The organism is Glutamicibacter sp. NPDC055354 (assembly GCF_053644955.1).
Genome location: NZ_JBSHMB010000001.1, coordinates 1,502,661 through 1,525,387 on the forward strand (window position 1 = coordinate 1,502,661; position 22,727 = coordinate 1,525,387).

The window sequence follows — 22,727 nt, forward strand, 5'->3', positions numbered from 1 at the left end:
GCGTTTCCAGCTATCGTTAAGGTGGGATTTCCCATCATCGCTCCGCAACTCAAGGGTTTATTCAACATGCGCCTAGCCTCCGCGCTGACTGGCACCGTACTCGCATCGGCATTGCTGCTCTCCGGCACCGCCGCACTCGCTGCGCCGGCCGAGGATCTGCCTGCCGTCGAGAGCTCGCAGCTGTCGAAGGCATCGAGCCCCTTGGCCTTGATCAACCCCACCACGAAGCTTTCGCCGGAGGACTATGTTCCCGGCAAGCTCGTTGGTGTTGCCGGCAGCTCGATGACCCTGCGTCCCGAGGCGGCAAAGGCCGTTGAAGTGTTCATTGCTGATGCGCGCGCTGCCGGCCATTCGATCAAGCTGCTGAGCGCATACCGTTCATACCAGCGCCAGGCGGTCTTGTTCAACCAGTACCAAGCCAAGTACGGCACGGCTTATGCCGAACGGATTTCTGCGCGCCCCGGAACCAGCGAGCACCAGCTTGGTTTGGCCGCAGACCTGGGCTACACCAATAGCCGCGCCGAATTGAAAGCCGAATTCGGCCAGACCCCGGCCGGCCTGTGGATTGCCGAGCACGCGGCGGAATACGGCCTGATCATCCGCTACCCCCAGGGCAAGGAAGAGATCACCGGCTACAAGTACGAGCCGTGGCATGTGCGCTATGTCGGCGTCGAGCATGCCGAAGCGATGCTTGCTTCCGGAGCGGAAACTTTCGAAGAGTACCACCAGATGCTGGCCGCCTCGATAGCGGAGGCCGAGCAAAGTGAAGCAAAGGCAGCGGTCGAGAAAGAACCCGCGAAAGCCAAAGACGAAGAGCCGCAGGAAAAATCCACGAAGGCGGGCGAAGATGTGGTCGTGGACGAGGACTTGATGGTCCTGCGTTTCCTTCCGCCGTACCGCGACTGGGGCTTCGGCTTCACCCAGTAGCCTGGTCTGGAACAGGCCGATGCCAGTACCGCCGAAACCACGTACATTGCCGCTGCGAGTCGCCATTTCGCGGCTCCGCCCGCAATCCGCTGGGCGTTGGGCAACGCCCGAATCATGGTGCAGCGGGGTATCCAGCACTAGCGTCCAATATTAACTAGTGCCCGGGACGCGAAGCAGCAAGTTCACGCGAAGTAGCCTCGTCAGCACCCTGCCCCTCTGCGCTTCGCGCAAGGGGCTTCCCTTTTGCGGGAGCATCCTGGAATCTGCCCTCCGCACCGCGAGCAATCCCGGGAACGGTTTTCCAGGTTGCGTGGCGCCAGGTGGCATGAAAATGCTCCCCAAAAGTTGCTGGCTTCTACAGTCCAAATTTTGGGGAGCAGTTCATGGCAGGTGGTTCCTGCCCAGAGCGCTGGAGAATTACTTCGCGCGCACCGGAATGCCGGTGAAGGTCGGCTTCAAGGTCTCGGCGAAGAAGTCCTCGCCCTTGTCATCGACAACGATGAAGGCCGGGAAGTCCTCGACCTCGATCTTCCAGATCGCTTCCATGCCCAGTTCCTCGTATTCGAGCACCTCGACCTTCTTGATGCAATCCTGGGCCAGGCGTGCCGCCGGGCCGCCGATGGAACCAAGGTAGAAGCCGCCGTGGGTGTTGCATGCGTCGGTGACCTGCTTGGAGCGGTTGCCCTTGGCCAGCATGACCATCGAGCCGCCGGCAGCCTGGAACTGGTCCACGTAGGAGTCCATGCGGCCTGCGGTGGTCGGGCCGAAGGAACCCGAAGGCATGCCTTCAGGGGTCTTGGCAGGACCTGCGTAGTAGACCGGGTGGTCCTTGAGGTACTGCGGCATTTCCTCGCCAGCGTCCAAGCGTTCCTTGACCTTGGCGTGTGCGATATCGCGGGCCACAACCAATGGACCGGACAGCGACAAGCGGGTCTTGACCGGGAACTTGGTCAGTTCGGCCAGGATTTCGCTCATCGGCTTGTTCAGGTCGATCTTGACCACCGAAGAGCCACCGGTGCCGGTGACGCCATCGGTCTCGTCGTCGTGCGCGGCCAGGGCCGGGTGGCCCTCCGCCGGCATAAAGCGGGCTGGATCGGTTTCCAGCTGCTCGACGAACAGTCCCTCTTCGGTAACCTTGGCCAGCATCTGGCGGTCAGCCGAGCAGGATACTGCGATGGCCACCGGCAGCGAGGCGCCGTGGCGAGGCAGGCGCACCACGCGCACATCGTGGCAGAAGTACTTGCCGCCGAACTGCGCGCCAATGCCGAAGTGGCGGGTCAGCTCAAGGACCTTGTCTTCCAGCTCGGTGTCGCGGAAGCCGCGGCCGGTCATCGCGCCTTCGGTCGGCAGCGAATCCAGGTACTTGGCCGAACCGTACTTCGCGGTCTTCAACGCCATCTCGGCCGAGGTGCCGCCGATGACGATGGACAGGTGGTACGGAGGGCACGCGGCGGTGCCCAGCGAGCGCAGCTTCTCATCGAGGAACTTCAGCATCGAGTTCTCGTTGAGGATCGCCTTGGTCTCCTGGTACAGGAAGGACTTGTTGGCCGATCCGCCGCCCTTGGCCATGAACAGGAACTTGTAGCTGGTGTCAGCGCCGTCCTTGGTGTTCGCGTAGAGGTCGATCTGCGCCGGGAGGTTGTTGCCGGTGGCCTTCTCTTCCCAGGTGGTGATCGGAGCCAGCTGCGAGTAGCGCAGGTTCAGGCGGGTGTAGGCGTTGTAGATGCCGCGCGAGAGCGAGATCTCGTCCTGCTCTTCGGTCAGCACGCGCTGGCCGCGCTTGCCCATGACGATCGCGGTACCGGTGTCCTGGCACATCGGCAGGATGCCGCCGGCGGCGATGTTGGCGTTCTTCAGCAGGTCCAGGGCGACGAACTTGTCGTTCGGGCTGGCATCCTCGTCGTCGAGGATATTGCGCAGCTGCTGCAGGTGGGCCGGGCGAAGGTAGTGCGAGATGTCGTGCAGCGCGGTCTCGGCCAGCTGCTCCAGTGCCTGCGGCGCGACCTTCAGGAAGTTCTTTCCATCCGGGCCGGCGACAACTTCGACACCTTCGGAGGAAATCTTGCGGTACGGGGTGGTATCTTCGCCAATTGGCAGAAGATCCTCGTAACGGAATTCAGGCATGCTCAGTCCTTGATTCAATCGTGTGTGCTCATCTGCCATTTTAGGCCTTTACCCCGAATTAACCGCATTCGGCGTTTGCACCTGGGGGTTTATCGCGACATGCTGTAGTACATGAGCAACGAGAACACCTCCGCCGCCGCTGAAGGCCAAGAACCAGACCAGGTCCCGGATGCGATCATCGAAACGCCAATGGACAAGCAGCGGGCACAGCCCAAGACGCATTTCGAAATGATGCTGCAGGCCGGGCTCAATAAACCTGAGCTGTCCGGCTCGGTCATCGGCGCTTTCATGAGCGCCGAGGTGTATTTCCTCTCCCGTGACGAGGTCACCGGCGAGAACAAGAATGCCCAGCCGATGATGCTGACCAACCCTTCCGGCGAGGCCGTGGTTGCGGTCTTCACCACCTTGGAGCGCATCCCCTCCTCGTACATCGACATGGCGCCCTACGGCGTGAAGGTCCAGGGCGCCACCGTGGTGCGCGCATTGGACAATACCGGCTTCGTGGTGAACCCCGGCGACGAGCTCAGCTTCGAGGTCCCGGCCGATGGGGTGGCGATCCTGCGCGAGCAGCTGCTCAACGAGAAGCCCTCCGAATAGGCATTGCGTAACTTTGGCCACGATTTTCCGTGCCGTTTTCCGGTGCGCGGGATTCGTGGGATATGCTTTTGATGCCCGGGCCGTCAATAGGCCGCTCGGTGCACTGCGGGCGTAGCTCAATGGTAGAGCGCTAGCTTCCCAAGCTCGATACGCGGGTTCGATTCCCGTCGCCCGCTCAAGCGAACGCCGGGGCACCAATGGTGCTCCGGCGTTGTTGGTCTGCTGATAGCCAGCGAAGGAGCACGATGACCGGAGTCCTCGAAGGCTTCTCCATCATTTGGGTTGTCATTCTCGTCGGCTACTTGGTGGGCCGCACCGGGGTGCTGGGCGAGCAAGGCCGCCACGTGCTCAGCCGGGTCACCTTCTTCGTGGCCAGCCCCGCCCTGCTGTTCACCACCCTGGCCGAGTCCGATCCGGTTTCCGTGCTCGGGCCGCTGCTCTGGGTTGCCGCCCTGTCCGCGGCGCTGACCGCGGTGCTCTACTACCTGGCAACGGCCCGGATGCTCAAGCGCCCGGCCTCGGAAAACATCATCGCGGCAATGTCCGCCTCCACGGTGAACTCCGCCAACTTGGGCCTGCCCATCGCGTTGTACGTGCTCGGCGACATGTCCTACGCGGCCCCGATCATCCTCTTCCAGCTAGCCCTCTACCAGCCGATCAATCTGGCGATGCTGGATGCCACCACCTCGCGGCACCGCACCACCCCGATCGCTTTGCTGCTGGCCACCGCGAAGAACCCGATGATCATCGGGTCGCTGCTCGGCTTGGCCGTCGCGCTGACCGGCATCGAATTGCCCTCCATCGTGCTCGAACCGATCGACCTGATTGCCGGCGCCTCGATTCCCGCCATGCTTATGGCTTTCGGCATCTCCTTGGTGGGTTCCAAGCCGCTGGAAAAGAAGTCGGGCCGCCGCGCCGATGTGCTGATCGCCGCCGGAGCCAAGCTGCTGCTCCACCCGTTCCTGGCCTGGGCACTGGCCTACTGGGTATTCAATCTGCGTGGCGAGCTGCTGGTGGCGTCGGTCATCATGGCCGGCCTGCCAACTGCGCAGAACATTTTCGTGACGGCCATGCGCTATGACCACGGGGTGGTAATCGCGAAGGACACGGTCCTGGTCACCACCATCTGCGCGATCCCGCTGATGATGCTGCTGGCGATCGTCCTCGGAATTTAGCGTAACTTCCACCTGCAGGAATAAGCGATCATCACTAGAGTGTTCAGTAGGACAACAGCTTTTATCCACTCCCCTAGCGAGGTCACCATGAAGCGCACTGCACCACTGCTGGCTACTGCCGCAATTATCGCCCTGTCACTGAGCGCCTGCGGCTCGGCAGGCCCATCGACCTCCGCAAGCGAATCCGGTGGCGCCAAGTCCTCGGCGGACACCGGAGCCACCTTGAAGAAGGTCCAGGATTCGGGCGTGCTGACCGTGGGCACCGAAGGCACCTACCGCCCGTTCTCCTACCACGAGGGCAACGAGCTGACCGGCTACGACGTCGAGGTCATCGAAGCCGTCGGCGAGAAGATGGGCGTCGAGGTCAAGTTCCAGGAAACCCAGTGGGACGCGATCTTCGCCGGACTGGATGCCGGGCGTTTTGATGCCATCGCCAACCAGGTCTCGATCAACCCGGAACGCGAAGAGAAGTACCTGTTCACCGAGCCTTACACCGTCTCCACCGGCGTGGTGGTGACCAAGAGCGATAACAGCGAGATCACCTCCTTCGAGACGTTGGAAGGCAAGACCACCGCGCAGTCGCTGACCAGCAACTTCTACGAGACCGCCAAGGCCGCCGGCGCGAACGTCGAGCCGGTGGAAGGCTGGGCCCAGTCGATCACCCTGCTCAAGCAGGGCCGTGTCGATGCCACCGTGAACGACAAGCTGACGTTCCTGGATGCGCAGAAGACCAACCCGGATGACAGCATCAAGATCGCTGCCGAATCCGAGGAGAAGAGCGAATCCGCTGTAGCCCTGCGCAAGGATTCCACTGAACTGGCCCAGGCCATTGACACCGCGCTCGAGGAGCTGCGCGCCGAGGGGGAACTGGCAAAGATCTCCGAGAAGTACTTCGGCGAAGACGTCAGCAAGTAGCAAACACTATAAGTAGACTGGCTCCACACGTAAGAACGCGTGGAGCCAGTCTCATTTGCGCAAAAGGTAGCCCATGGATTCGAAATGGCAGTTATTCCTCGACTCGCTCGGGCCGTTAGCCCTCGGGGCGATCACGGCAACCATTCCGCTGGCCCTGATCAGCATGGCCTTGGGCCTGGTCATCGCCTTGCTGATGGCGCTGATGCGGATCAGCAAGAACCGGGTCATCTCCTCGATTGCCCGGATCTACATCTCCATCATTCGCGGCACGCCGCTGCTGGTGCAGCTGTTCGTCATCTTCTACGGCATGCCTTCGGTGGGCCTGACCATCGACCCGTGGCCTAGTGCCATCATCGCCTTCAGCCTGAACATCGGCGGTTACGCCGCTGAAATCATTCGTGCCGCGATCCTCTCGGTCCCCCAGGGCCAATGGGAAGCCGGCTACACCCTGGGCATGTCGCGCACGCGCACCCTGTACCGGCTGATCTTGCCGCAGGCCACCCGGGTGGCTGTGCCGCCGCTGTCGAACTCCTTCATTTCCCTGGTCAAGGACACCTCGCTGGCCTCCACCATCCTGGTCACCGAAATGTTCCGCAAGGCCCAGGAAATCACGGCCTCCACCTACGAGTTCCTGCTGCTCTATTGCGAGGCCGCAGCCATCTACTGGGTCATCTGCCTGGTACTTTCGGCCCTGCAAAACTCTGTTGAAGGAAGGCTTGAAAAGTATGTCGCCAAGTAATTCCGCCCTGCTCTCCGTCACCGCCCTGCATAAGGCCTTCGGCGAGAACCAGGTGCTCGAAGGCATCGACTTCACCGTGCATTCCGGTGAAGTGCTGGCACTGATTGGCCCGTCGGGCTCTGGCAAGACCACCGCCCTGCGTTGCCTGAACGGCCTGGAAATCGCCGATGCCGGCACCGTCGGATTCGCCGGCGGGCCGGAAGTTTCCTTCAGCGCCGGGATGAAACCCAAGGCCGCACAGATCCTGCGCAAGCGTTCGGCGATGGTGTTCCAGGGACATCACCTGTTCCCCCATCTGACGGTGCTGCAGAACGTGAGCATCGGGCCGATCGAGGTGCAAAAGCGTCCCAAGGACCAGGTCCTGGCGCAGGCGAAGAAGCTGCTGGCCCGCGTGGGCCTTGAAGCCAAGGCCGACGCCTACCCGAACTCCCTGTCCGGCGGCCAGCAGCAGCGCGTGGGCATTGTCCGCGCGCTGATGCAGCAGCCGGATCTGCTGCTCTTCGACGAACCCACCAGCGCACTGGATCCGGAGCTGGTCGGCGAGGTGCTCACGGTCATCAAGGAATTGGCCCAGGAGGGCTGGTCCATGGTGCTGGTGACCCACGAGCTGGCCTTCGCCCGGGATGTGGCCGACACCGTGGTGTTCATGGATGGCGGGGTGGTCGTGGAGACCGGTCCGGCGGCCCAGGTGCTCGGCACGCCTGCCAACCCCCGCACCCAAACTTTCGTCCAGCGTCTGTTGCACCCGTTCTAAAAGCAATAGAGTGAAGCCATGACCCAGGAAACGAATACTTTGCTGACCAGCCTCGTTGAGGGCTACAACTTCGAATCCGATTGCTTGGAGCTCGGGGCTGCACTGATCGGCGGCAAAGCCGAGCCAACCGCGCAGGTCCGCCTGCCGTTGAAAATGCTCAACCGCCACGGCCTGATCGCTGGTGCCACCGGCACCGGCAAGACCGTCACCTTGCAGACCATGGCAGAACAGCTCTCCGTGGCCGGGGTTCCGGTTTTCCTCGCCGATGTCAAAGGCGATCTGAGCGGCCTGGCGCAGCCTGCCGAACCGTCGGAGAAGCTCAGTGCCCGACTGGCCGAGCTCGGCCACGAATTCGTTGCGCGCACCAACCCGGTCGAGTTCCTCAGCCTGGGTGGCAATGGGCAGGGCGTCCCGGTACGCGCCAGCGTGGACGCCTTCGGCCCGATTTTGCTGGCCCGTGTCCTGGAACTGAACGAAACCCAGGAAGAATGCCTGCAGCTGATCTTCCATTACGCCGATTCCAATAAGCTGCCGCTGGATGACCTCAGCGACCTGAAAGCTGTCATCAGCTTCCTGCTCAGCGACGACGGCGCCCCGGCGCTGGCCGCCCTGGGCGGCGTCTCCTCATCCACCGCATCGGTGATCCTGCGCGGCATCACGATCATGCAGACCCAGGGACTGGACCAGTTCTTCGGGCAGCCGGAGTTCGATACCGCGGACTTCTTGCAGGTGCGCGACGGCGCGGGCGTCATCAACATCCTGGAACTGCCCTCGGTCAGCTCCCAGCCAATGCTTTTCTCCACGTTCCTCATGTGGCTCCTGGCCGACATGTTCGAGGACCTGCCAGAAGCCGGGGACCTGGAGAAGCCCAAGCTGGTGTTCTTCCTCGACGAGGCCCACCTGCTCTTCAAGGATGCTACCAAGGCGTTCACCGATGCGATCATCAACACCGTGCGCCTGATCCGCTCCAAGGGCGTGGGCCTGTTCTTCATCACCCAGTCCCCGACCGACCTGCCCGATGAGGTGCTCGGCCAGCTGGGTAACCGCATCCAGCATGCGGTGCGCGTGTTCACCGCCAAGGACCAGGGCGCGCTCAAGCAGATCATCAAGACCTTCCCAACCGGTGAGCTGGACCTGCAGGAGGCGCTGACCCAGGCCGGTGTCGGCGAGGCTGTGGTCACCGTGCTGGGCGAGCAAGGTGCACCGACCCCGGTAGCGTGGACCAAGATGTCCTCGCCGGGGTCCAACATCGGCCCGGCCTCACCTGAGGTGATGGCCCAGGTCCGTGGCACTTCGACGCTGGCTGCGCAGTACAGCGCCGCAGTGGATCGTGATTCTGCCCGCGAAATGCTCGAGGCCAAAACCCGGGCCGCGGCGCCGGCGCCAGCGACTGCTCCCGAGCCGGCGAAGGAGCCACGACGGGAAAGCGCCCCACGCCAGAGCCAACCGCGCCAAGAAGGGAACCCGATGATGGACATGGCCATGGGGGCCGCCAAGGTGCTTGGCCGCGAGCTGATCCGCGGCTTCTTCGGCAACCGCAAGCGCCGCCGTTAGTAATACCTGGCTCTTCCAGCACGCCGTTTTCGGTCTGGGCCCGGAAACCAGATAGCCTAGCTACTGATGAACACTCGTAATTCCACGCCGATCTCCGCTGCCCGCCTGGCTCTTCGCTGGGCATTGGCTGCAGCGGCTGTCGTCGTTCTGGTCATTGCCGGAACGATCGCCGCCAACCGTACGCTCTTCTCCCCCCAGCACCAGGTGCAGGCACTGCAGCAGCATCTGGCCAGGGGCGAAGGCGCCGAAGCCCTGGGCCTGATGCAGGCCCAGGTCCCGCAGGGCGATGCTGTTGCCCTGGACGGGGACGTGCTCAAGCGCACCCAGGCCGGAATTACGGATTTCACCACCGACAAGGCCCAGGCGGTAGAGGGCGATGAGCAATTGCGCACCGTCACCGCGCATTACAAGGCCCACGGCGTGGACAAGGAATCGACCTACACGCTGCGCCATGCCGGCAAATCCTGGCTGCTGTTCGACAAGTGGGCCTTCGAGCCAAGCACGCTGCCCAGCGTGAAGATCAAGGCCAACACCGTCAACGAGGTCACGGTCAACGAGCAGAAGATCCCGTTATCGGCTGGCGTGAGCACCCTTCCGGTGTTCTACCCCTCGATCCTCGACGCGAGCTTCAGCACCAAGAACTTTGCGGCCGACACCCGCGGGATGGTGGTCACCAAGCCTGCCAAGGAGCCGGTGGAGATCGCGCTGAAGACCGAGCCGACCAAGGAATTCATCGCTGCCATCAATGCCAAGGTGAAGAACTACCTCAACGAGTGCGCCAGCGAGCAGGTGCTGATGCCTGCCGGATGCCCGTTCGCCTACAGCACCTCGGCGCGCGTGGACCCGGCAACCATCGACTGGTCCATCGCGAAGTACCCCACCATTGAAGTGAACTACTACAACGGTGCCTGGGTGCTGTCCCCGCTGAAGGCCACCGCCACCTTGACCCTGACTGAGCAGGATCTGCGCACCGGCGCCAAGGCCAAGAAGACCGTCAAGGATGACTACTCCTTCACCGCGCAGCTGACCACCAGCACCACCGAAGTTTCCGTGGTTCCGGTGGCCGGCGGCGAACAGGTGGCCGGCTAGCGTCCGAGCAGTTCGCGGAACTGGCTGCGCAGCGGCACCGCGTTGGTCTTGAACTTCTGCCAGACCACCAGCGCTGCCAAGCTGGCGGCCAGCGACAACCCGGCGCCAATGGTCACGGCGATCTGGATCCCGAACAGTTCAGCGAACCAGCCGATCAGCGGCGAGCCGATGGGCGTACCGCCCATCACCACCATCAGGTACAGCGCCAGCACGCGCGCCCGGTACTCCGGGGGCACCGAGGTCTGCACCATGGTGTTGCAGCTGTTCAAGAACGTCAGCGACCCCAGTCCCACCGGGATCAGCACCAGCGCGAATGCGATGTAGTTGGGCATCCACGCACTGGCAATCCCGGCGATGCCGAAGAACACGCCGCCGCCGATCAGGAAGCGCCAGCGCGGAGCCGAACGCCGGGCAGCGAACAGCGCCCCGCCAAAGGTGCCCACGGCCATGATCGAGCCCAGGATGCCGTACTCCCCTGCTCCTACCCCGTAGACCTCGGTGGCCATCAGCGCGTTGGTCATCTGGAAGTTCAGCCCGAAGGTGCCGATCACGCCGGCCAGGAAGAAGATCAGCACCAGGTCCTTGCGGTTCTTCACGTAGGCCAAGCCCTCCCGCACCTGCCCCTTGGCGCGCGCGACCGGCTTGGAAGGGTTCAGTGCGTCCTTGCGCATGAACACCAGCGAGAAAATCACCGCGAGGAATGAGGTGCCGTTGAGCAGGAACGCCGGTCCGGTGCCCACCAGGGCGATGACCGCACCGGCCACGCCGGGTCCGGCCAGCCGGGCCAAGTTGAAGTTGGCGCTGTTCAACGCCACCGCGTTGGCCAGGTGGGTGCCGGGAACCACCTCGGAGACGAACGCCTGGCGTGCCGGGGCGTCGAAGGAGGCGCCGATGCCCAGCATCGTGGCCAGCACGTAGACATGCCACAGCTGCGCCGTGCCGGTAACCACCAGCAGGCCCAGGACCAGGGCGCAGACTCCCATGAAGCTCTGCGTGAGGATCAGCAACCGGCGCTTGTCGAAGCGGTCGGCGATCAATCCGGCATAGGGGCCCAGCAGCAGCACGGGCAGGAACTGCAGGCCGGTGGTGATGCCGGTGGCCACTGCATCGTGGTCGGTGAGCTCGGTGAGCACCAGCCAGTCCTGGGCCACGCGCTGCATCCAGGTTCCGATATTGGAGACCAGCGCACCGATCACCCACAACCGGTAATTTGGTACTTCCAGTGCACGGAACATTTTCGACGCCATAGCTACCGCCAGATCCCTCCGGCTCCTCCCGCCCTCCAGTCTAGCCACCCGGGCAGGAAAATGCTGAGGTTTCCTCAGATTCTTGCTGTGGCGCTGCCCGGGCGTTCGCCGCCGGGCACGCAAAAGGCGCACCATCCTTGGTGCGCCTGATGCATGCTTCGGGCCGGGGCTAGTTCACGCCACGCAGGTCAAGGAGCAGTTCGTCCTCGCCCTCTGCGTCCAGCACCACCGGGATGCCCCAGTCCTGCTGGTACAGGTGGCAGGCCGCGTGATCGGGAATCTCGCCGCCCGGTTCGCCATCGCAGGCCGCCGCGCGGGCGGTAATGTGCAGCACGCCCTCGGCCACCTCCGGGTTCAGTTCCAGGGTGCGGGACAGGCCCACCGAGGTGCCGGCGCCGTCGAGGATCAGTTCCTCCGGGCTGGCCGAGATCTTCAGCTGGGTCGGATCGCCCCAGCGGTCATCGAGCTTCTGCCCCTTGGGTGCGGCGAAGCGGACCAGGATCCCGTGCTTGCCGGCCTGCACCCGGGTCTTGGGGCGCTGGGTCTGGCTGGCGCCCTGGTCGACCACCAGTGCTTCGGCAGGGATCGGGATGCGCACCAGCTGGTGGGAGTTGGTCTCCACGACCAGCAGCACCGGATCTCCGTCCACGGTGGTGTCCACCAGCACGTCGGCCGGTTCCTTCAGGCCCTTGGCCAGGGTGGACACGGTCTTGGTGGCCGGATCGAAGCGGCGCACCGCGCCGTTGTAGGAGTCGGCAATCGCAATCGAGTGGTCCGGCAGCACGGCCACGCCCAGCGGGTGCTGCAGGCGCGCCTGCTGCGCCTGGCCGTCGCGGAAGCCGAAGTCGAACAGGCCGGTGCCCACCGCGGTGTTCACGCTCTTGGCCTTGCCTTCTTCAACCTCGATCCAGCGCAGGGCGCTGGTTTCCGAGTCGGCGATCCACACGTTCTCGCCATCCAGCGCCAGGCCCGAGGACTGGGCGAACCAGGCCTCATCCGGCGCGCCATCGGTTAGGCCTTCCAGCCCGGTGCCGGCGAAGACCGACACGGCGCCGGTGCGCGGATCGAAGGCGAAGATCTGGTGGGTTCCGGCCATCGCGACGATGACCTGCCCCGATGGGTGGTAGAGCACATCCCATGGGGACGAGAGCGAAATATTCAGCGCATCGGTGCCCAGCTCGGTGGGCTGGACTTCTTGGCGGGCGTTCTCCGAATCCAGCAGGCGCTGCACGCCGTTGCCGGCCAGGGTGCCCACGGCGCCGGTGGCCAGGTTCACCGAGCGCAGGCGGTGGTTGACGGTGTCGGCGACGATCACGTCGTAGCCGACTTCGGCGGCCAGTTCCGCCGGCAAGGCGGCCAGCCCCTGCAGTTCGTTGAACTGCGCGGTGGCAGCGTCCCCGTCGGCATAGCCCTTGACCCCGGCGCCGATGGTGCGCACCACGGTGGACAGGTCGCCGGCCAGTTCGACCAGGCGGTGGTGGCCCGAATCGCCCACCAGGAAATTGCCGTTGGCCAGGGCGATGGCCTTGCCCGGGAAGCGCAGGTCGCCTTCGCGGGCTGCCGGTGCCACGTACGGCCCGTTGCCGCGGTGCAGCGTTCCCTTGGCTTCGTGCTCGGCTACCAGTTCCTCGACCAGCGAGCCCAGGCCCTGGGCGTGGCCCTCGCCGGACAGATGCGCGACGATGTAGCCTTCGGGATCCAATACCACCAGGGTAGGCCAGGCGCGGGCGCCGTAGGCCTGCCAGGTGACCAATTCCGGGTCGTCGAGCACCGGGTGGTGGATTTCATAGCGCTCCACGGCCGCGGCCAGCGCATCCGGATCCGCTTCGTGCTCGAACTTCGGGGAGTGCACGCCGACGGTGACCAGCACGTCCTTGTACTGCTCCTCCAGCGGGCGCAGCTCGTCGAGCACGTGCAGGCAGTTGATGCAGCAGAAGGTCCAGAAGTCCAGGAGCACGATCTTGCCGCGCAATGCGTCCAGATCCAGTTGCTTGCCGCCGGTATTCAGCCAGTTGCGGCCCAGCAGTTCGCTGGCGCGCACCTTGTAATTGGCGCGGACGGATTCGGAAGTGCTCATGGTGATCCTTTCGCTGTCGCCGCGGCTGCGGCAATTCGAACCTCAATTATCTGCCACCGCGGCCCGCTGGGGCTAACGGTGTTAAGCAACATTGAGAAAAGTGTGAAACTCGCTCACGGTCTGCTGGTGTAACCGCAGGCCCACGCCTTCTATTCCCTGCCGGGGCGGCGAGCTAGGGCAGCTGCGCGAGCACGGTGTCCATGATGCCGGTGGCCACCTGGTTGAAGGCGGCATCCTGCAGCGAGGTCGCCGAGAGGAAGGAGACCATCACCGCATACTCCCCGGTGCTCTTGATCAGCACCAGCGAATCCTGCGCATACTGCCCATCACGGCTGTAGTACAGGGCCGAATCCGCATCCTGCACGCCCGGATCGGAGAACGCCAGGGTCTCGCGGTAGTCCAGCCCGTTGAGCTTCACGCTCTTGCATTCCTCCAGGATGGTGGCCACGTTCGCATTGTGCGCCGCCACCTTCGCCGCCCCGTCGCCGAGCTTGGCCACCTCCACCGACCCGGTGATCGACTGGTTCTCGTTGGTGAAGTCGGTGCGCGCCGCCTCGGTGCCCAGCTGCACCGGCGACCAGTTCAAGTCCTCGATCGGAGCCGAGCATTGGGACGGCAGGACCACCAGGTCCTTGAGCGTATCGGTGGGCGGCGTGGCCAGGGATTCGAGGTCCTCGCCCTGGATCTTGGCGCTGGAGGGGAAGCCGAGCTCGGCGGCCATCACTGCGCCGGCCGTGGTGGCCACCTGCGCGGTGGTCATTTCTTCCGGCTGGGCAGGCTCTTGCGGCTCTTGCGATGCGCTGGGCGTCGCGGTGCCCTGCACGGCGATCTTGTGCGTTTCGTCCTGCGGCATTTCGGATTGCGCGGAGCAGGCGCTTGCGGCCAGCAGCGCGCACACCGCCAGGGAGGCGGCGAGGATTTTCTGGGTGCTAGGCACGTGGGTCCCTTCGGTCGGCTTGCTTGAAGCGGGCGAACATTTCGTTGTAGGCAGCCAGCTCGGCGTCGTTGTCGCGCTCGGCCTGGCGGTCGTAGCGCTTGGTGTCCTTCTTGTCCTGGCGCAGCCACGAGATGACCACGAAAATGGCCAGGACCAGGGTCGGCACTTCGCCGATCGCCCACATCGCCCCGGCACCCACCACCTGGTCCTCCAGTGCGGTGCCGCCCCAGGTGCGGCCCATGTTCCCGAAGTAATCCGGGGCCAGCAGGGTTTCGGTGCTCATCAGCGCCACCCCGAAGAAGGCGTGGAAGGCGACGGTGGCCAGCAGCACCACCAGGCGCATCGGGTACGGGTAGCGCTTGGGGACCGGGTCGGCGTCCACCAGCGACAGCGCGAACAGGTATCCGGTGAGCAGGAAGTGCAGGTTCATCAGCTCGTGGCCCGCGTGGTAGCGCATGGCCGGTTCCAGCAACGGAGTGAAGTAGAAGACGACGATCGAGCCGGCGAAGTTCACCGCGGCAAAAATCGGGTGGGTGATGACCTTCGAGTAGCGCGAGTGCACCAGGTAGAGGATCCATTCGCGCGGGCCGCGGGTGCCGTCGACGCGCGATCCCAGCACCTTGAGCAGCAGCGTGACCGGGGTGCCCAGGACCAGGAAGATCGGCACGATCATGGTCAGCGACATGTGATCGACCATGTGGGTGGAGAACTGGATCTTGCCGTACACGGCCACCGCGCCGCTGGTCACGTAGAACAGCGCGAAAAGGCCCACGATCCAGCTGGCCAGGCGCAGCACGCTGGGCTTGTCGCCGCGGCGGGCCAGCTTGATGAAGGCCCACAGGTACACGGCCAGGCCGAAGAGGCACACGGCCACCCAGATCCAGTCCATGCGCCAGGTGGTGAACCACGCGGCGGTATCCGGGGCCGGCGGCAGGTCGTAGCCGGTGAGCAGGCGGGCCGGGGTCGCTTGCACCGGAGGCTCATCGGAAGTCGGCGGAGCGGTGCGCGCCAGCACGGTGGCCACCGACATCACCGCAGCCATCAGGATGACCTCGCCGGCCACGACCTGCCAGGCCGCGCGCAGCGCCGTGAACTTGCCCTCCAGCAGCCGCGGGATCACCATGCGCCGGTGCCACAGGCCCAGTGCGCCCAGCCCCAGGGTGATCAGGATCTTCACGATCACCAGGATGCCGTACGGGGTCAGCCACTGGTCCCAGCCGGTAATGCGGATCACCGCCGAAGCCAGGCCCGAGCCGATCATCAGGAACACCGCGAAGGTGGCCAGCGCGGAATAGCGCTTGAGCACCACCCCGGCCAGCACCTGCCCGCGTTTGCGTCCCGGCGCTTCGCCGGCCAGCGTCGGAGCGAGCAGGGCCAGCACCATGATGCCGCCAAACCAGAGCACCACGGCCAGCAGGTGCAGGCCGATGGAGTTCACCGCGGCGAAGTGGTCGTCTCCCCCGGCCGCGTGGCCGATGAAGGCCAGCGGCAGGATGCCGAACAGCGAGAAGAATGCGCTGAGCCCCACCGTGGTCCTGGAGCGCGCGGCAAGGGCCAGCGAACTGGTGATCGCGGCGATCACCACCATCCAGGCCCAGGTCCGCCCGCTGGTGATCGACAGGATGTAGTCCAGGATCGCGGCCGAATACTGCGGATCCAGGCTCATCGGGATGCCGGCCAAATCCCAGAAGGTCAGCAGCATGACGGTGGCCGCGGACAGGGTCCACACCACCGCGGCCCCGGCGGCGATATTCATCGTGCGGGCGAACGCCGGATGGGCCTGGCCTTCGGCATCGCCGGTCACCTTGGCGGACCGCGGGATGATCGCCGCACCGAAAACCAGTGCGGCGATGCTCAGCGACATCGAGGCATGGTGGATGGCCCGGGAGATGGGCAGCGACCAGCGCACGAAAGCCCCGGGATCGGCCAAATCCGCCGGCCGGGCGATCCCGGTGAACAACACCGCCGCCAGGAAGGCCACCGCCGCAGCGAGGATTCCGGGCAGGATGAAGCGGGTGACTGAAACCGTGCGCTGTGCTGTATCCATAACCTTCTCATCATCTCATTTTTCGCCCGGCCGGTCACCGCGCGGCAGCCCGCTTTGGGCGCATCTCACACCTGGCCCAGCAACGCCTCCCCCAGGTAGCCGCCTTCGCGCACCCCGGGAAGGATCGCGTACAGGCCCGATCCCACCGGCTTCAGCCAGGTGTTCAGCGCATCTGCGGCCGCCAGCCGGTGCTGCACCGGGATGAAGCTGGTGGCCGGGTCGCGCTGGTAGCTGGCGAACAGCAACCCGGAAGCCGCCCCGTCGAAGTTGTAGCCCCGCCGGTGCATGGTCTCGTCCGCGCTGGCCGGCTTGGCCAACGCCACGTGGGCGTTGGCCGCGATCGCCGGCAGCCCCAGCTCATTGGCCGCGGCCAGGTCCACCGGATCATCCACGCTGGCGCCCGACAGCGGCGCGCCGTCGGACTGCCGGCGGCCCAGGGCATGGTCCCGTCCGGCGCCGTCCACCTCGTCCCAGCCGTCCAGGTCCATCTCGAACCTGCGCAGCGCCAAGGTGGTCCCGTTCTCGATCCAGCCCGGCTGGCCGAACACCGCGCTCTCGCGCAGTTCTCCGCCGGGGTTGTTGATCCCGTCGAGCTGGCCGAACAGGTTGCGGAACCCGCGCCCGCCGGGGTTGATGAACCCGGTCTGGGCGAAGCGCCTGGCGCCCAGCCCGCGCAGGTTCTTGGACACCGCCCGCACCGCATGGTGCAGCACGGTCTGCTCCTGCGCGCAGAACTGGATCAGCAGATCGCACTGCCCGTACTGCTCATCGAGCTGGTCCCCGGCGAAGCGCGGCAGCGTGCCGATCTGCCCGCGCCCGGCCACATCCAGCAGGCTCTGGCCCAGCCCCACGGTCAGCGTCAGCTCGCCTCCGGGCTGCGCCATTTCCGGTTCGGTGTCGGCCAGCACCCCGCGGCCACTGGCCAGCCGGGCCGCATCATCGGTGATCATCTGCAGCACCGCGCGCAGCTGCTCCTTCTTGGAGCCCTCGCGCCAGTGCAGATCCCACCCGGCGAAGACCGCGTGAGCCTGCTGGCCGTCGAGGATCCCCGACTGGTACTTCCCGTAGAACGGGCGGTACCCCTGCGGGTTGGCGGTGGCCGCTGGGGCTGGAGCGCTCAGCTTTCCGGTGCCGAACCCGGTGAGCATCCCGCCCAGCGCGACGGCCGCGGTGGTGCCCACCAGCACCCGGCGGTTGACGCTAGTGCCCGGCATGCGCATCCCCGGCATGCTCGTCGTAGCTTTCGTTGGCCCCGTCGAAGTTGCGGATCGGGAAGTCCACCTCGGTGCTCGACCCGTCGGCGAATTCCAGCTTCAGCCTCGCCGTCTGGGCCGCCACCAGCGGTTCCTGCAGGTCCATGAACATCAGGTGGTGGCCGCCCGGTGCCAGCACCGCGTCCTTGCCGGGTTCGATCACCAGATCCCCTTCGAGCTGCGCCATCGTCATCCCGTCGCCGGTGCCGCGCATTTCGTGGATCTGGATCTGATCGCCCTGGGCATTGCTGATCTTGCGCAGCGCAATCGGGGTGCCAGAATGATTGTGCAGGATGCCGAAGGCCGCGCTCATGCCCGACTCGGCGGCCTTGGCCCAGGTTTCGCTGGTGGCCAGCGCTTCGGCTTGCCCGGCGGTTTCCTGTTCGGCGGCCGGTGCGGGCTGCTGCCCGTCGGCGCTCTGCGCGCAGCCGGTGAGCAGCAGTCCAAGGACCAGGGCCAGTGCAGTGGTTTTGCGGAAATTCATGTTCTCAAGCTTTCGGGTTCGGTGTGCAGGCGCGCCAAAGGCAGCGGTGGCCTCGGGCGCACCGGAAGGGTGGGGGCTACTTGGACTGGCGCATGAACTTGGCCAGCACGCCCAGCGCGCCGCCAAGGATGACCACGCCGATGATGACCCAGACCACCGGGCTCATCGAGCTGCCCAGGTCCTGGACCGGGTTAGCGCCTGGATCAAGGTCGGCGGACCCTGCGGAGTCGCTAGGCGCCGCTGGCGCGCTCGAGCTGACCAGGGTGGGGGCGGCCTGTGGCGCGTCGACGCTGAAGCCGATCTTGTTCTCGATCGGGTGGCCGTCAGACGAGACCACGCGGTAGGCCAGCTGGTACTCGCCGTTGCCCAGCTCCTTGGCCGGAGTGACGGTGACCTTGGTGCCCTTGGTCTTGGCCTCGGTGTCGATCTTTTCCCCATCGAGGGTCAGCGAGACCACCGTGGAGTCCACGCCGGATAGGCTCTGGAGCACGCCGGAGAATTCGAGGGTGATGTCCTCGGGCACTTCCTGGATGGTGGCCCCGGCCTCCGGGGTGGAGCCGATCAACTGGTCGTGCGCGTTGGCGGCACCGATCGAGCCGGCGAAAGCCAGCAAGGAGAATGCCAGTACTGCGACCAGCCGGGTGATGTTCTTGGTTACTACGCTCATGATGTTCCTTCCAAGCCCCTTGCGGGGCGCTTCGATTCTTTACTCAGGCAGCAAGAATGAAGCAGGGCGGACCGCGGCGCTCCGGCAGTCTTCCCAATTGCGCCAGCTTGAGTTGGAAACGCAAGGGGAAGTAGGCACGAAGCGGCCGGGCAGCAGGTACCTGCACGCGAATGCGCGAGAGGATCCGCCGGGCCGTTGAAAGGGTGAGCCAGCCGGCCAAGGCCTTGAGCAGGCGTTCACCGCCGTAGAGCACCAGAACGCTGGCGATCGCGGCCAGCACGTGGGCGTAGAGCATCGATTCGGTATGCACGTTGGCGTACTGCGCGGTGATGTCCTGCGCCAGCGCTGGATTGCGCCCCGCATGGTGCGCGTGTTCCAGTCCGGAAAGATCGCCGCCCTGGTGGCTCATCACCGACAAGCTCAGGTGGTAGAGCCCCTGGCTGAGCAGCACGACCAGGCTGGTCGCCCACAAGGAGAACTTCCGGCCCACCAGCACGACGCCGATTGCCGCAGAGACGCAGGTAATGAGCACCATGGCCACCACCGATAGCGCTGTAGGCGCACTGTGGGCGTGCGCGGCAAAGGCTGTCCAGGTGCACACGCTTGCCGCCAACCAGCCGCGGATAACGCGGGTTGCGGGTTTCTGTGACACGATGGGCAGCCATTCTTCGCGGAGTTCTACGATCGAAGCTGATTCTACGCGAAGTAGAAGAGCGCCTCAAACGGTGTTCCGATAAAGCAGAAGGCCCGACCCTGCCTCCTGGATTTCTCCGGAGCGGGTCGGGCCTTGCGCAAAGCTCTAGCGGAAGCTTACTTCTTGGCTACAGCAGCCTTCAGCTTCGACCCAGCGGTCAGCTTGACCGAGTGGCCAGCAGGAATCTGGATTGCTTCACCGGTCTGTGGGTTGCGGCCGGTGCGAGCTGCACGATCGGTGCGCTCTACAGCCAACCAACCTGGGATCGACACCTTCTCACCCTTGGAAATCTGGTCGACGAAAACCTCGAAGACTGCATCCAGAACACCATTAACGGCAACCTGGGAGTTTTCGGTCTTCGCTGCAACAGCAGCAACAAGTTCGCTACGGTTCATAGCCAATGTATGGTCCTCCTGGACTAGTGATCCAAAGCCCTCTTCCGGGCCCCGAACGCCGCACGGTCGCACGGTCTTACCAGTGAGAACATATCAAACGTTTTGCCCCAGAACTGCGGAAAACAGGCGGAAAACCGGGATTTTTTCAACTAATTGCAGATTTCTTGGCTCAACGGCAGCATTTTCGGGTTCAATGAAGGCTTTTGCAACGTTCCTTAACGCCGCAAGGCCCGCCAATCCGGGAACGGATAGCGGGCCTTGCGCAAAGCTCTAGCGGAAGCTTACTTCTTGGCTACAGCAGCCTTCAGCTTCGACCCAGCGGTCAGCTTGACCGAGTGGCCAGCAGGAATCTGGATTGCTTCACCGGTCTGTGGGTTGCGGCCGGTGCGAGCTGCACGATCGGTGCGCTCTACAGCCAACCAACCTGGGATCGACACCTTCTCACCCTTGGAAATCTGGTCGACGAAAACCTCGAAGACTGCATCCAGAACACCATTAACGGCAACCTGGGAGTTTTCGGTCTTCGCTGCAACAGCAGCAACAAGTTCGCTACGGTTCATAGCCAATGTATGGTCCTCCTGGACTAGTGATCCAAAGCCCTCTTCCGGGCCCCGAACGCCGCACGGTCGCACGGACTTATCAAGAGTTGAACTTACCAGCTGAAAGCGACAAAAAGTGCATCATCTTGCGGATTCTGCTGAATTTTCGCCAAATCAAGGGTGTGAAAGTTCACCCGGGACCTACAGCGCGAACGGATCGAGGCCTTCGTTTGCCTCCACGAAAAGTTCCCAGGCTTTGCTTTGCAGCTCCTTGCCGCGGGTCGCTTTCGCCGGGCTGGCCAGTGCCGTTGGACCCTTCGTGAGGTATTTCGGCCCCAAGTAGCTGCCTCGGGGCGCGTCTTCGAGTTCCGGCGCCAATGCCGCTTCGACCAATCCCACCGCACCTTCATGTTTGCCCTGCGCGAAACTGGACTGCAATTGGCCAATCAGCCGCTTGGCAAAGTCCGGTTCGTTGATGTTGGGCACCTGCGGGGTCAGCCCGGAAAGCGAATACCCCGGGTGGATGGCCAGCGCGCGAGCAGGCAGGTCCAGCTGGCGCAGCCGGTGGTCCAGGGCCAAGGTGAAGGCTTGCACTGCCGCCTTGGACTGCGCATAGGCACGGTATGGATGGTAGTCGCGGGTCAAGGCCAGGTTTTGCGGATCGGTAGCTAGCATCCGGGTGGACATCGATCCCAGCCCGATGAACCGCAGCGGCTGGGCGAAGCGTTCGGCCAGCTCGCCGACTAGCCGCGCATGCCCGATGAAATTCGTGCTCATGGTCAGCTCATGGCCCAGCAGGCCCTCGACGCGGCTCTGCGGCGCCCGGATGACCCCGGCATTGGCGATCAGCGCATCCAATGGCCGATTGCGCAGTTCAGCTGCCAGTCCCATTGCGGATTCCATGCGCGAGGAGTCGAACTGCATGAATTCCACGCTAGCCGCCGGTACGCGCAGCCGGATCTGCTCCATGGCATGCTCCGCACGGCTCTGGTTGCGGCAGGCCAGGATGACTTGCGCACCGGCTCGCGCCAAGCCGAGGCTCGCGAAGAAGCCAAGGCCGCTATTCGCGCCGGTCACCACAACGGTCTTGCCTTGGCCCAGCGGCGCCCACCGCTGCCGGTTCGCGTAGATGTCAGTTGCGGGTCTCGGATAGCGCGTCGCTGGCTTCATGGAATACACGCTACTACAGGGATAATGCTCGATTGCGGGTGGGACATGGCCGCTTATAGCGATCTCCAGCCACCTCGCAGCCGCTTGCTGGGCACTGGATCCTTGGCGAAGCGCCCGAACCCGAAGGGAATGATTTTATCTTCCCACCTCCCCCATCAATTGCTTCGGAAAGTCCCAGTGCCGTTGCCGGGCTCAGGCACACGGTGGGATCATTGGAAGATGGAGCACAGCGAGGATGCCGCACTGAATGCGGCCCGGTACAAGATGAAGCAAGACAGCGAGCCGTTGCCGGTGGACGAGTATGCGCAGGCCACCGGGATGGCACCCGTCGAGAAGCAGAAGACGCCGCTGCAGCTGCATGCCGAGGACGAGGCATGGGAAGTGGCCAACTCCGTGCTCGATGAGGCTTTCGCCCGCGGGGACTTCGACAATCTTGCCCTCTCGGGCCAGAAGATCGACCATATCACCAGCAATGACGATCCCGACTGGTGGCTGAAGTCCATGATGCGCCGAGAGCAGCTTACCGGGCTGGGCCCACCAGCGCTGACTTTGCGCGTGGAAGATGAGCAGATGGAGCAGACCTTGGACCGCTTGCCCTCTGAGCGGGCCGTGCGTGAGCATATCGAGGATTTCAATGCCCGCATTATCGAGGCGCGGCGGCAGCTGCTTGGCGGCCCGCCGGTGATCACCGCTTTGCGCGATTCCACCGCAGAGGTGCTTGGTTGGCAGGAACGCCGGGCGGCAGAACCTGCACCGGTGGCAGAGAAGGCACCGGTGAAACGCCGGTGGTGGCGACGTTAAAAGGCGAAGCCGCCTTCCCGAAAGGGAAGGCGGCTTGCTAAGTCAAAAGACTTGCAGGTCTTACCAGGAAGACTTGGTGATGCCCGGAAGCTCACCACGGTGCGCCATGTCGCGGAAGCGAACACGGGAGATACCGAACTTCTGGAAGGTGCCGCGTGGGCGACCGTCGATTGCGTCGCGGTTGCGAACGCGAATCGGGGAAGCATCGCGTGGAAGCTTCTGCAGGCCTACGCGTGCAGCTTCGCGAGCTTCGTCGGTTGCGTTTGGATCAACCAGGGTCTTCTTCAATTCGAGACGCTTTGCAGCGTAACGCTCGACAATGACCTTGCGCTGTTCGTTCTTTGCGATCTTGGACTTCTTGGCCATGTCTTAGCGCTCCTCTCGGAATTCAACGTGCTTACGGACGACTGGGTCGTACTTCTTCATGACCATGCGGTCAGGGTTGTTACGACGGTTCTTACGGGTTACGTAAGTGAAACCGGTTCCAGCGGTGGACTTCAGCTTGATGATCGGACGTACGTCCTTATCCTTCTTTGCCATTT

At 64.2% G+C, this 22,727-nt stretch carries 23 protein-coding genes and 1 tRNA gene; 10 read left to right on the forward strand and 14 right to left on the reverse strand.

The annotated features are described in order from the left end of the window. Positions 1–66: 66 nt before the first annotated feature. Entirely contained in the window at positions 67–927 is an 861-nt protein-coding gene (locus tag ACWICV_RS07025; RefSeq protein WP_454090578.1) for a M15 family metallopeptidase, read from the forward strand. A gap of 417 nt (positions 928–1,344) precedes the next feature. Here the strand turns inward: ACWICV_RS07025 and ACWICV_RS07030 are convergent, their stop codons facing one another. Next, positions 1,345–3,051 (reverse strand): fumarate hydratase, encoded by a 1,707-nt coding sequence (locus ACWICV_RS07030; protein WP_454090577.1) that lies wholly within the window; start codon positions 3,049–3,051, stop codon positions 1,345–1,347. A gap of 111 nt (positions 3,052–3,162) precedes the next feature. On the opposite strand from ACWICV_RS07030, the gene ACWICV_RS07035 reads away from it, so the two are divergent. The 8 genes from ACWICV_RS07035 (at position 3,163) to ACWICV_RS07070 (ending at position 9,874) form a co-directional block, all read left to right on the forward strand. Beyond that, positions 3,163–3,648, forward strand: a complete 486-nt coding sequence (locus ACWICV_RS07035; protein WP_332485899.1) for an SseB family protein — start codon at positions 3,163–3,165, stop codon at positions 3,646–3,648. Positions 3,649–3,753: 105 nt separating this feature from the next. Beyond that, positions 3,754–3,824, forward strand: a tRNA-Gly gene (locus ACWICV_RS07040). Between the two features lie 69 nt (positions 3,825–3,893). Then, positions 3,894–4,823: an AEC family transporter gene (locus ACWICV_RS07045; protein WP_332728374.1), complete on the forward strand. Its 930-nt coding sequence runs from the start codon at positions 3,894–3,896 to the stop codon at positions 4,821–4,823. 87 nt (positions 4,824–4,910) lie between these two features. Next, positions 4,911–5,738 (forward strand): amino acid ABC transporter substrate-binding protein, encoded by an 828-nt coding sequence (locus ACWICV_RS07050; RefSeq protein WP_105657024.1) that lies wholly within the window; start codon positions 4,911–4,913, stop codon positions 5,736–5,738. A 73-nt stretch (positions 5,739–5,811) separates the two neighbouring features. After that, positions 5,812–6,477, forward strand: coding sequence for an amino acid ABC transporter permease (locus ACWICV_RS07055; RefSeq protein ID WP_105657025.1), 666 nt, complete (start codon positions 5,812–5,814; stop codon positions 6,475–6,477). Further along, positions 6,464–7,231 (forward strand): amino acid ABC transporter ATP-binding protein, encoded by a 768-nt coding sequence (locus ACWICV_RS07060; protein WP_332498525.1) that lies wholly within the window; start codon positions 6,464–6,466, stop codon positions 7,229–7,231. The genes ACWICV_RS07055 and ACWICV_RS07060 overlap by 14 nt, the downstream gene beginning before the upstream one ends. Before the next feature lie 18 nt (positions 7,232–7,249). Next, positions 7,250–8,785 carry a helicase HerA-like domain-containing protein gene (locus ACWICV_RS07065; protein ID WP_402473408.1) on the forward strand — a complete coding sequence of 512 codons (1,536 nt, stop codon included), beginning with the start codon at positions 7,250–7,252 and terminating at the stop codon, positions 8,783–8,785. 66 nt (positions 8,786–8,851) lie between these two features. After that, complete coding sequence (locus ACWICV_RS07070; protein WP_365943172.1) at positions 8,852–9,874, forward strand: zinc ribbon domain-containing protein; 1,023 nt, start codon at positions 8,852–8,854, stop codon at positions 9,872–9,874. On the opposite strand, the gene ACWICV_RS07075 is transcribed toward ACWICV_RS07070, so the two are convergent. The 11 genes from ACWICV_RS07075 to ACWICV_RS07125 all read right to left on the reverse strand — a co-directional run bounded on the left by ACWICV_RS07075 (position 9,871) and on the right by ACWICV_RS07125 (position 21,384). Next, a complete protein-coding gene (locus tag ACWICV_RS07075) occupies positions 9,871–11,109 on the reverse strand; it encodes an MFS transporter (protein ID WP_332485896.1) in 1,239 nt (412 codons plus the stop codon). The two genes, ACWICV_RS07070 and ACWICV_RS07075, sit on opposite strands and share 4 nt — an antisense overlap. Positions 11,110–11,290: 181 nt before the next feature. Further along, a complete protein-coding gene (locus tag ACWICV_RS07080) occupies positions 11,291–13,198 on the reverse strand; it encodes an NHL domain-containing thioredoxin family protein (RefSeq protein ID WP_332498522.1) in 1,908 nt (635 codons plus the stop codon). A 172-nt stretch (positions 13,199–13,370) separates the two neighbouring features. Beyond that, the gene (locus tag ACWICV_RS07085) at positions 13,371–14,135 is read right to left on the reverse strand and encodes a hypothetical protein (protein ID WP_332498521.1); all 765 of its coding nucleotides are present in this window, start codon (positions 14,133–14,135) and stop codon (positions 13,371–13,373) included. Then, positions 14,128–16,182: a cytochrome c oxidase assembly protein gene (locus tag ACWICV_RS07090; protein WP_454090576.1), complete on the reverse strand. Its 2,055-nt coding sequence runs from the start codon at positions 16,180–16,182 to the stop codon at positions 14,128–14,130. Before ACWICV_RS07090 ends, ACWICV_RS07085 begins: the two co-directional genes overlap by 8 nt. Positions 16,183–16,247: 65 nt before the next feature. Beyond that, complete coding sequence (locus ACWICV_RS07095; RefSeq protein ID WP_454090575.1) at positions 16,248–17,396, reverse strand: Dyp-type peroxidase; 1,149 nt, start codon at positions 17,394–17,396, stop codon at positions 16,248–16,250. Next, complete coding sequence (locus ACWICV_RS07100) at positions 17,383–17,919, reverse strand: copper chaperone PCu(A)C (RefSeq protein WP_454090574.1); 537 nt, start codon at positions 17,917–17,919, stop codon at positions 17,383–17,385. Before ACWICV_RS07100 ends, ACWICV_RS07095 begins: the two co-directional genes overlap by 14 nt. Positions 17,920–17,995: 76 nt before the next feature. Beyond that, positions 17,996–18,586 carry a copper resistance CopC family protein gene (locus ACWICV_RS07105; RefSeq protein ID WP_105657035.1) on the reverse strand — a complete coding sequence of 197 codons (591 nt, stop codon included), beginning with the start codon at positions 18,584–18,586 and terminating at the stop codon, positions 17,996–17,998. A gap of 43 nt (positions 18,587–18,629) precedes the next feature. Further along, entirely contained in the window at positions 18,630–19,238 is a 609-nt protein-coding gene (locus ACWICV_RS07110) for a hypothetical protein (RefSeq protein WP_332730598.1), read from the reverse strand. 158 nt (positions 19,239–19,396) lie between these two features. Then, positions 19,397–19,681, reverse strand: coding sequence for an HU family DNA-binding protein (locus ACWICV_RS07115; RefSeq protein ID WP_013349906.1), 285 nt, complete (start codon positions 19,679–19,681; stop codon positions 19,397–19,399). Positions 19,682–19,956: 275 nt separating this feature from the next. Continuing rightward, positions 19,957–20,241: an HU family DNA-binding protein gene (locus ACWICV_RS07120; RefSeq protein ID WP_013349906.1), complete on the reverse strand. Its 285-nt coding sequence runs from the start codon at positions 20,239–20,241 to the stop codon at positions 19,957–19,959. Between the two features lie 174 nt (positions 20,242–20,415). After that, positions 20,416–21,384, reverse strand: a complete 969-nt coding sequence (locus ACWICV_RS07125) for an SDR family NAD(P)-dependent oxidoreductase (protein WP_365943167.1) — start codon at positions 21,382–21,384, stop codon at positions 20,416–20,418. A gap of 219 nt (positions 21,385–21,603) precedes the next feature. Here ACWICV_RS07125 and ACWICV_RS07130 point away from each other — a divergent pair, with 219 nt between their 5' ends. Next, positions 21,604–22,185 (forward strand): DnaJ family domain-containing protein, encoded by a 582-nt coding sequence (locus ACWICV_RS07130; protein ID WP_166650710.1) that lies wholly within the window; start codon positions 21,604–21,606, stop codon positions 22,183–22,185. A gap of 60 nt (positions 22,186–22,245) precedes the next feature. Here the strand turns inward: ACWICV_RS07130 and rpsN are convergent, their stop codons facing one another. Both rpsN and rpmG read right to left on the reverse strand, forming a co-directional pair. Next, the gene (gene rpsN, locus ACWICV_RS07135; RefSeq protein WP_013349909.1) at positions 22,246–22,551 is read right to left on the reverse strand and encodes a 30S ribosomal protein S14; all 306 of its coding nucleotides are present in this window, start codon (positions 22,549–22,551) and stop codon (positions 22,246–22,248) included. A 3-nt stretch (positions 22,552–22,554) separates the two neighbouring features. Then, positions 22,555–22,725 carry a 50S ribosomal protein L33 gene (gene rpmG / locus ACWICV_RS07140; protein WP_013349910.1) on the reverse strand — a complete coding sequence of 57 codons (171 nt, stop codon included), beginning with the start codon at positions 22,723–22,725 and terminating at the stop codon, positions 22,555–22,557. Between the last annotated feature and the right edge of the window lie 2 nt (positions 22,726–22,727).

What these genes read in the sequence shown, in the direction of transcription:
- ACWICV_RS07025 (WP_454090578.1), top strand. Translation starts at nt 67, where the DNA reads ATGCGCCTAGCCTCCGCGCTGACTGGCACCGTACTCGCATCGGCATTG.
- ACWICV_RS07030 (WP_454090577.1), bottom strand. Translation starts at nt 3,051, where the DNA reads ATGCCTGAATTCCGTTACGAGGATCTTCTGCCAATTGGCGAAGATACC.
- ACWICV_RS07035 (WP_332485899.1), top strand. Translation starts at nt 3,163, where the DNA reads ATGAGCAACGAGAACACCTCCGCCGCCGCTGAAGGCCAAGAACCAGAC.
- ACWICV_RS07045 (WP_332728374.1), top strand. Translation starts at nt 3,894, where the DNA reads ATGACCGGAGTCCTCGAAGGCTTCTCCATCATTTGGGTTGTCATTCTC.
- ACWICV_RS07050 (WP_105657024.1), top strand. Translation starts at nt 4,911, where the DNA reads ATGAAGCGCACTGCACCACTGCTGGCTACTGCCGCAATTATCGCCCTG.
- ACWICV_RS07055 (WP_105657025.1), top strand. Translation starts at nt 5,812, where the DNA reads ATGGATTCGAAATGGCAGTTATTCCTCGACTCGCTCGGGCCGTTAGCC.
- ACWICV_RS07060 (WP_332498525.1), top strand. Translation starts at nt 6,464, where the DNA reads ATGTCGCCAAGTAATTCCGCCCTGCTCTCCGTCACCGCCCTGCATAAG.
- ACWICV_RS07065 (WP_402473408.1), top strand. Translation starts at nt 7,250, where the DNA reads ATGACCCAGGAAACGAATACTTTGCTGACCAGCCTCGTTGAGGGCTAC.
- ACWICV_RS07070 (WP_365943172.1), top strand. Translation starts at nt 8,852, where the DNA reads ATGAACACTCGTAATTCCACGCCGATCTCCGCTGCCCGCCTGGCTCTT.
- ACWICV_RS07075 (WP_332485896.1), bottom strand. Translation starts at nt 11,109, where the DNA reads ATGTTCCGTGCACTGGAAGTACCAAATTACCGGTTGTGGGTGATCGGT.
- ACWICV_RS07080 (WP_332498522.1), bottom strand. Translation starts at nt 13,198, where the DNA reads ATGAGCACTTCCGAATCCGTCCGCGCCAATTACAAGGTGCGCGCCAGC.
- ACWICV_RS07090 (WP_454090576.1), bottom strand. Translation starts at nt 16,182, where the DNA reads ATGGATACAGCACAGCGCACGGTTTCAGTCACCCGCTTCATCCTGCCC.
- ACWICV_RS07095 (WP_454090575.1), bottom strand. Translation starts at nt 17,396, where the DNA reads ATGCCGGGCACTAGCGTCAACCGCCGGGTGCTGGTGGGCACCACCGCG.
- ACWICV_RS07100 (WP_454090574.1), bottom strand. Translation starts at nt 17,919, where the DNA reads ATGAATTTCCGCAAAACCACTGCACTGGCCCTGGTCCTTGGACTGCTG.
- ACWICV_RS07105 (WP_105657035.1), bottom strand. Translation starts at nt 18,586, where the DNA reads ATGAGCGTAGTAACCAAGAACATCACCCGGCTGGTCGCAGTACTGGCA.
- ACWICV_RS07125 (WP_365943167.1), bottom strand. Translation starts at nt 21,384, where the DNA reads ATGAAGCCAGCGACGCGCTATCCGAGACCCGCAACTGACATCTACGCG.
- ACWICV_RS07130 (WP_166650710.1), top strand. Translation starts at nt 21,604, where the DNA reads ATGGAGCACAGCGAGGATGCCGCACTGAATGCGGCCCGGTACAAGATG.
- rpsN (WP_013349909.1), bottom strand. Translation starts at nt 22,551, where the DNA reads ATGGCCAAGAAGTCCAAGATCGCAAAGAACGAACAGCGCAAGGTCATT.
- rpmG (WP_013349910.1), bottom strand. Translation starts at nt 22,725, where the DNA reads ATGGCAAAGAAGGATAAGGACGTACGTCCGATCATCAAGCTGAAGTCC.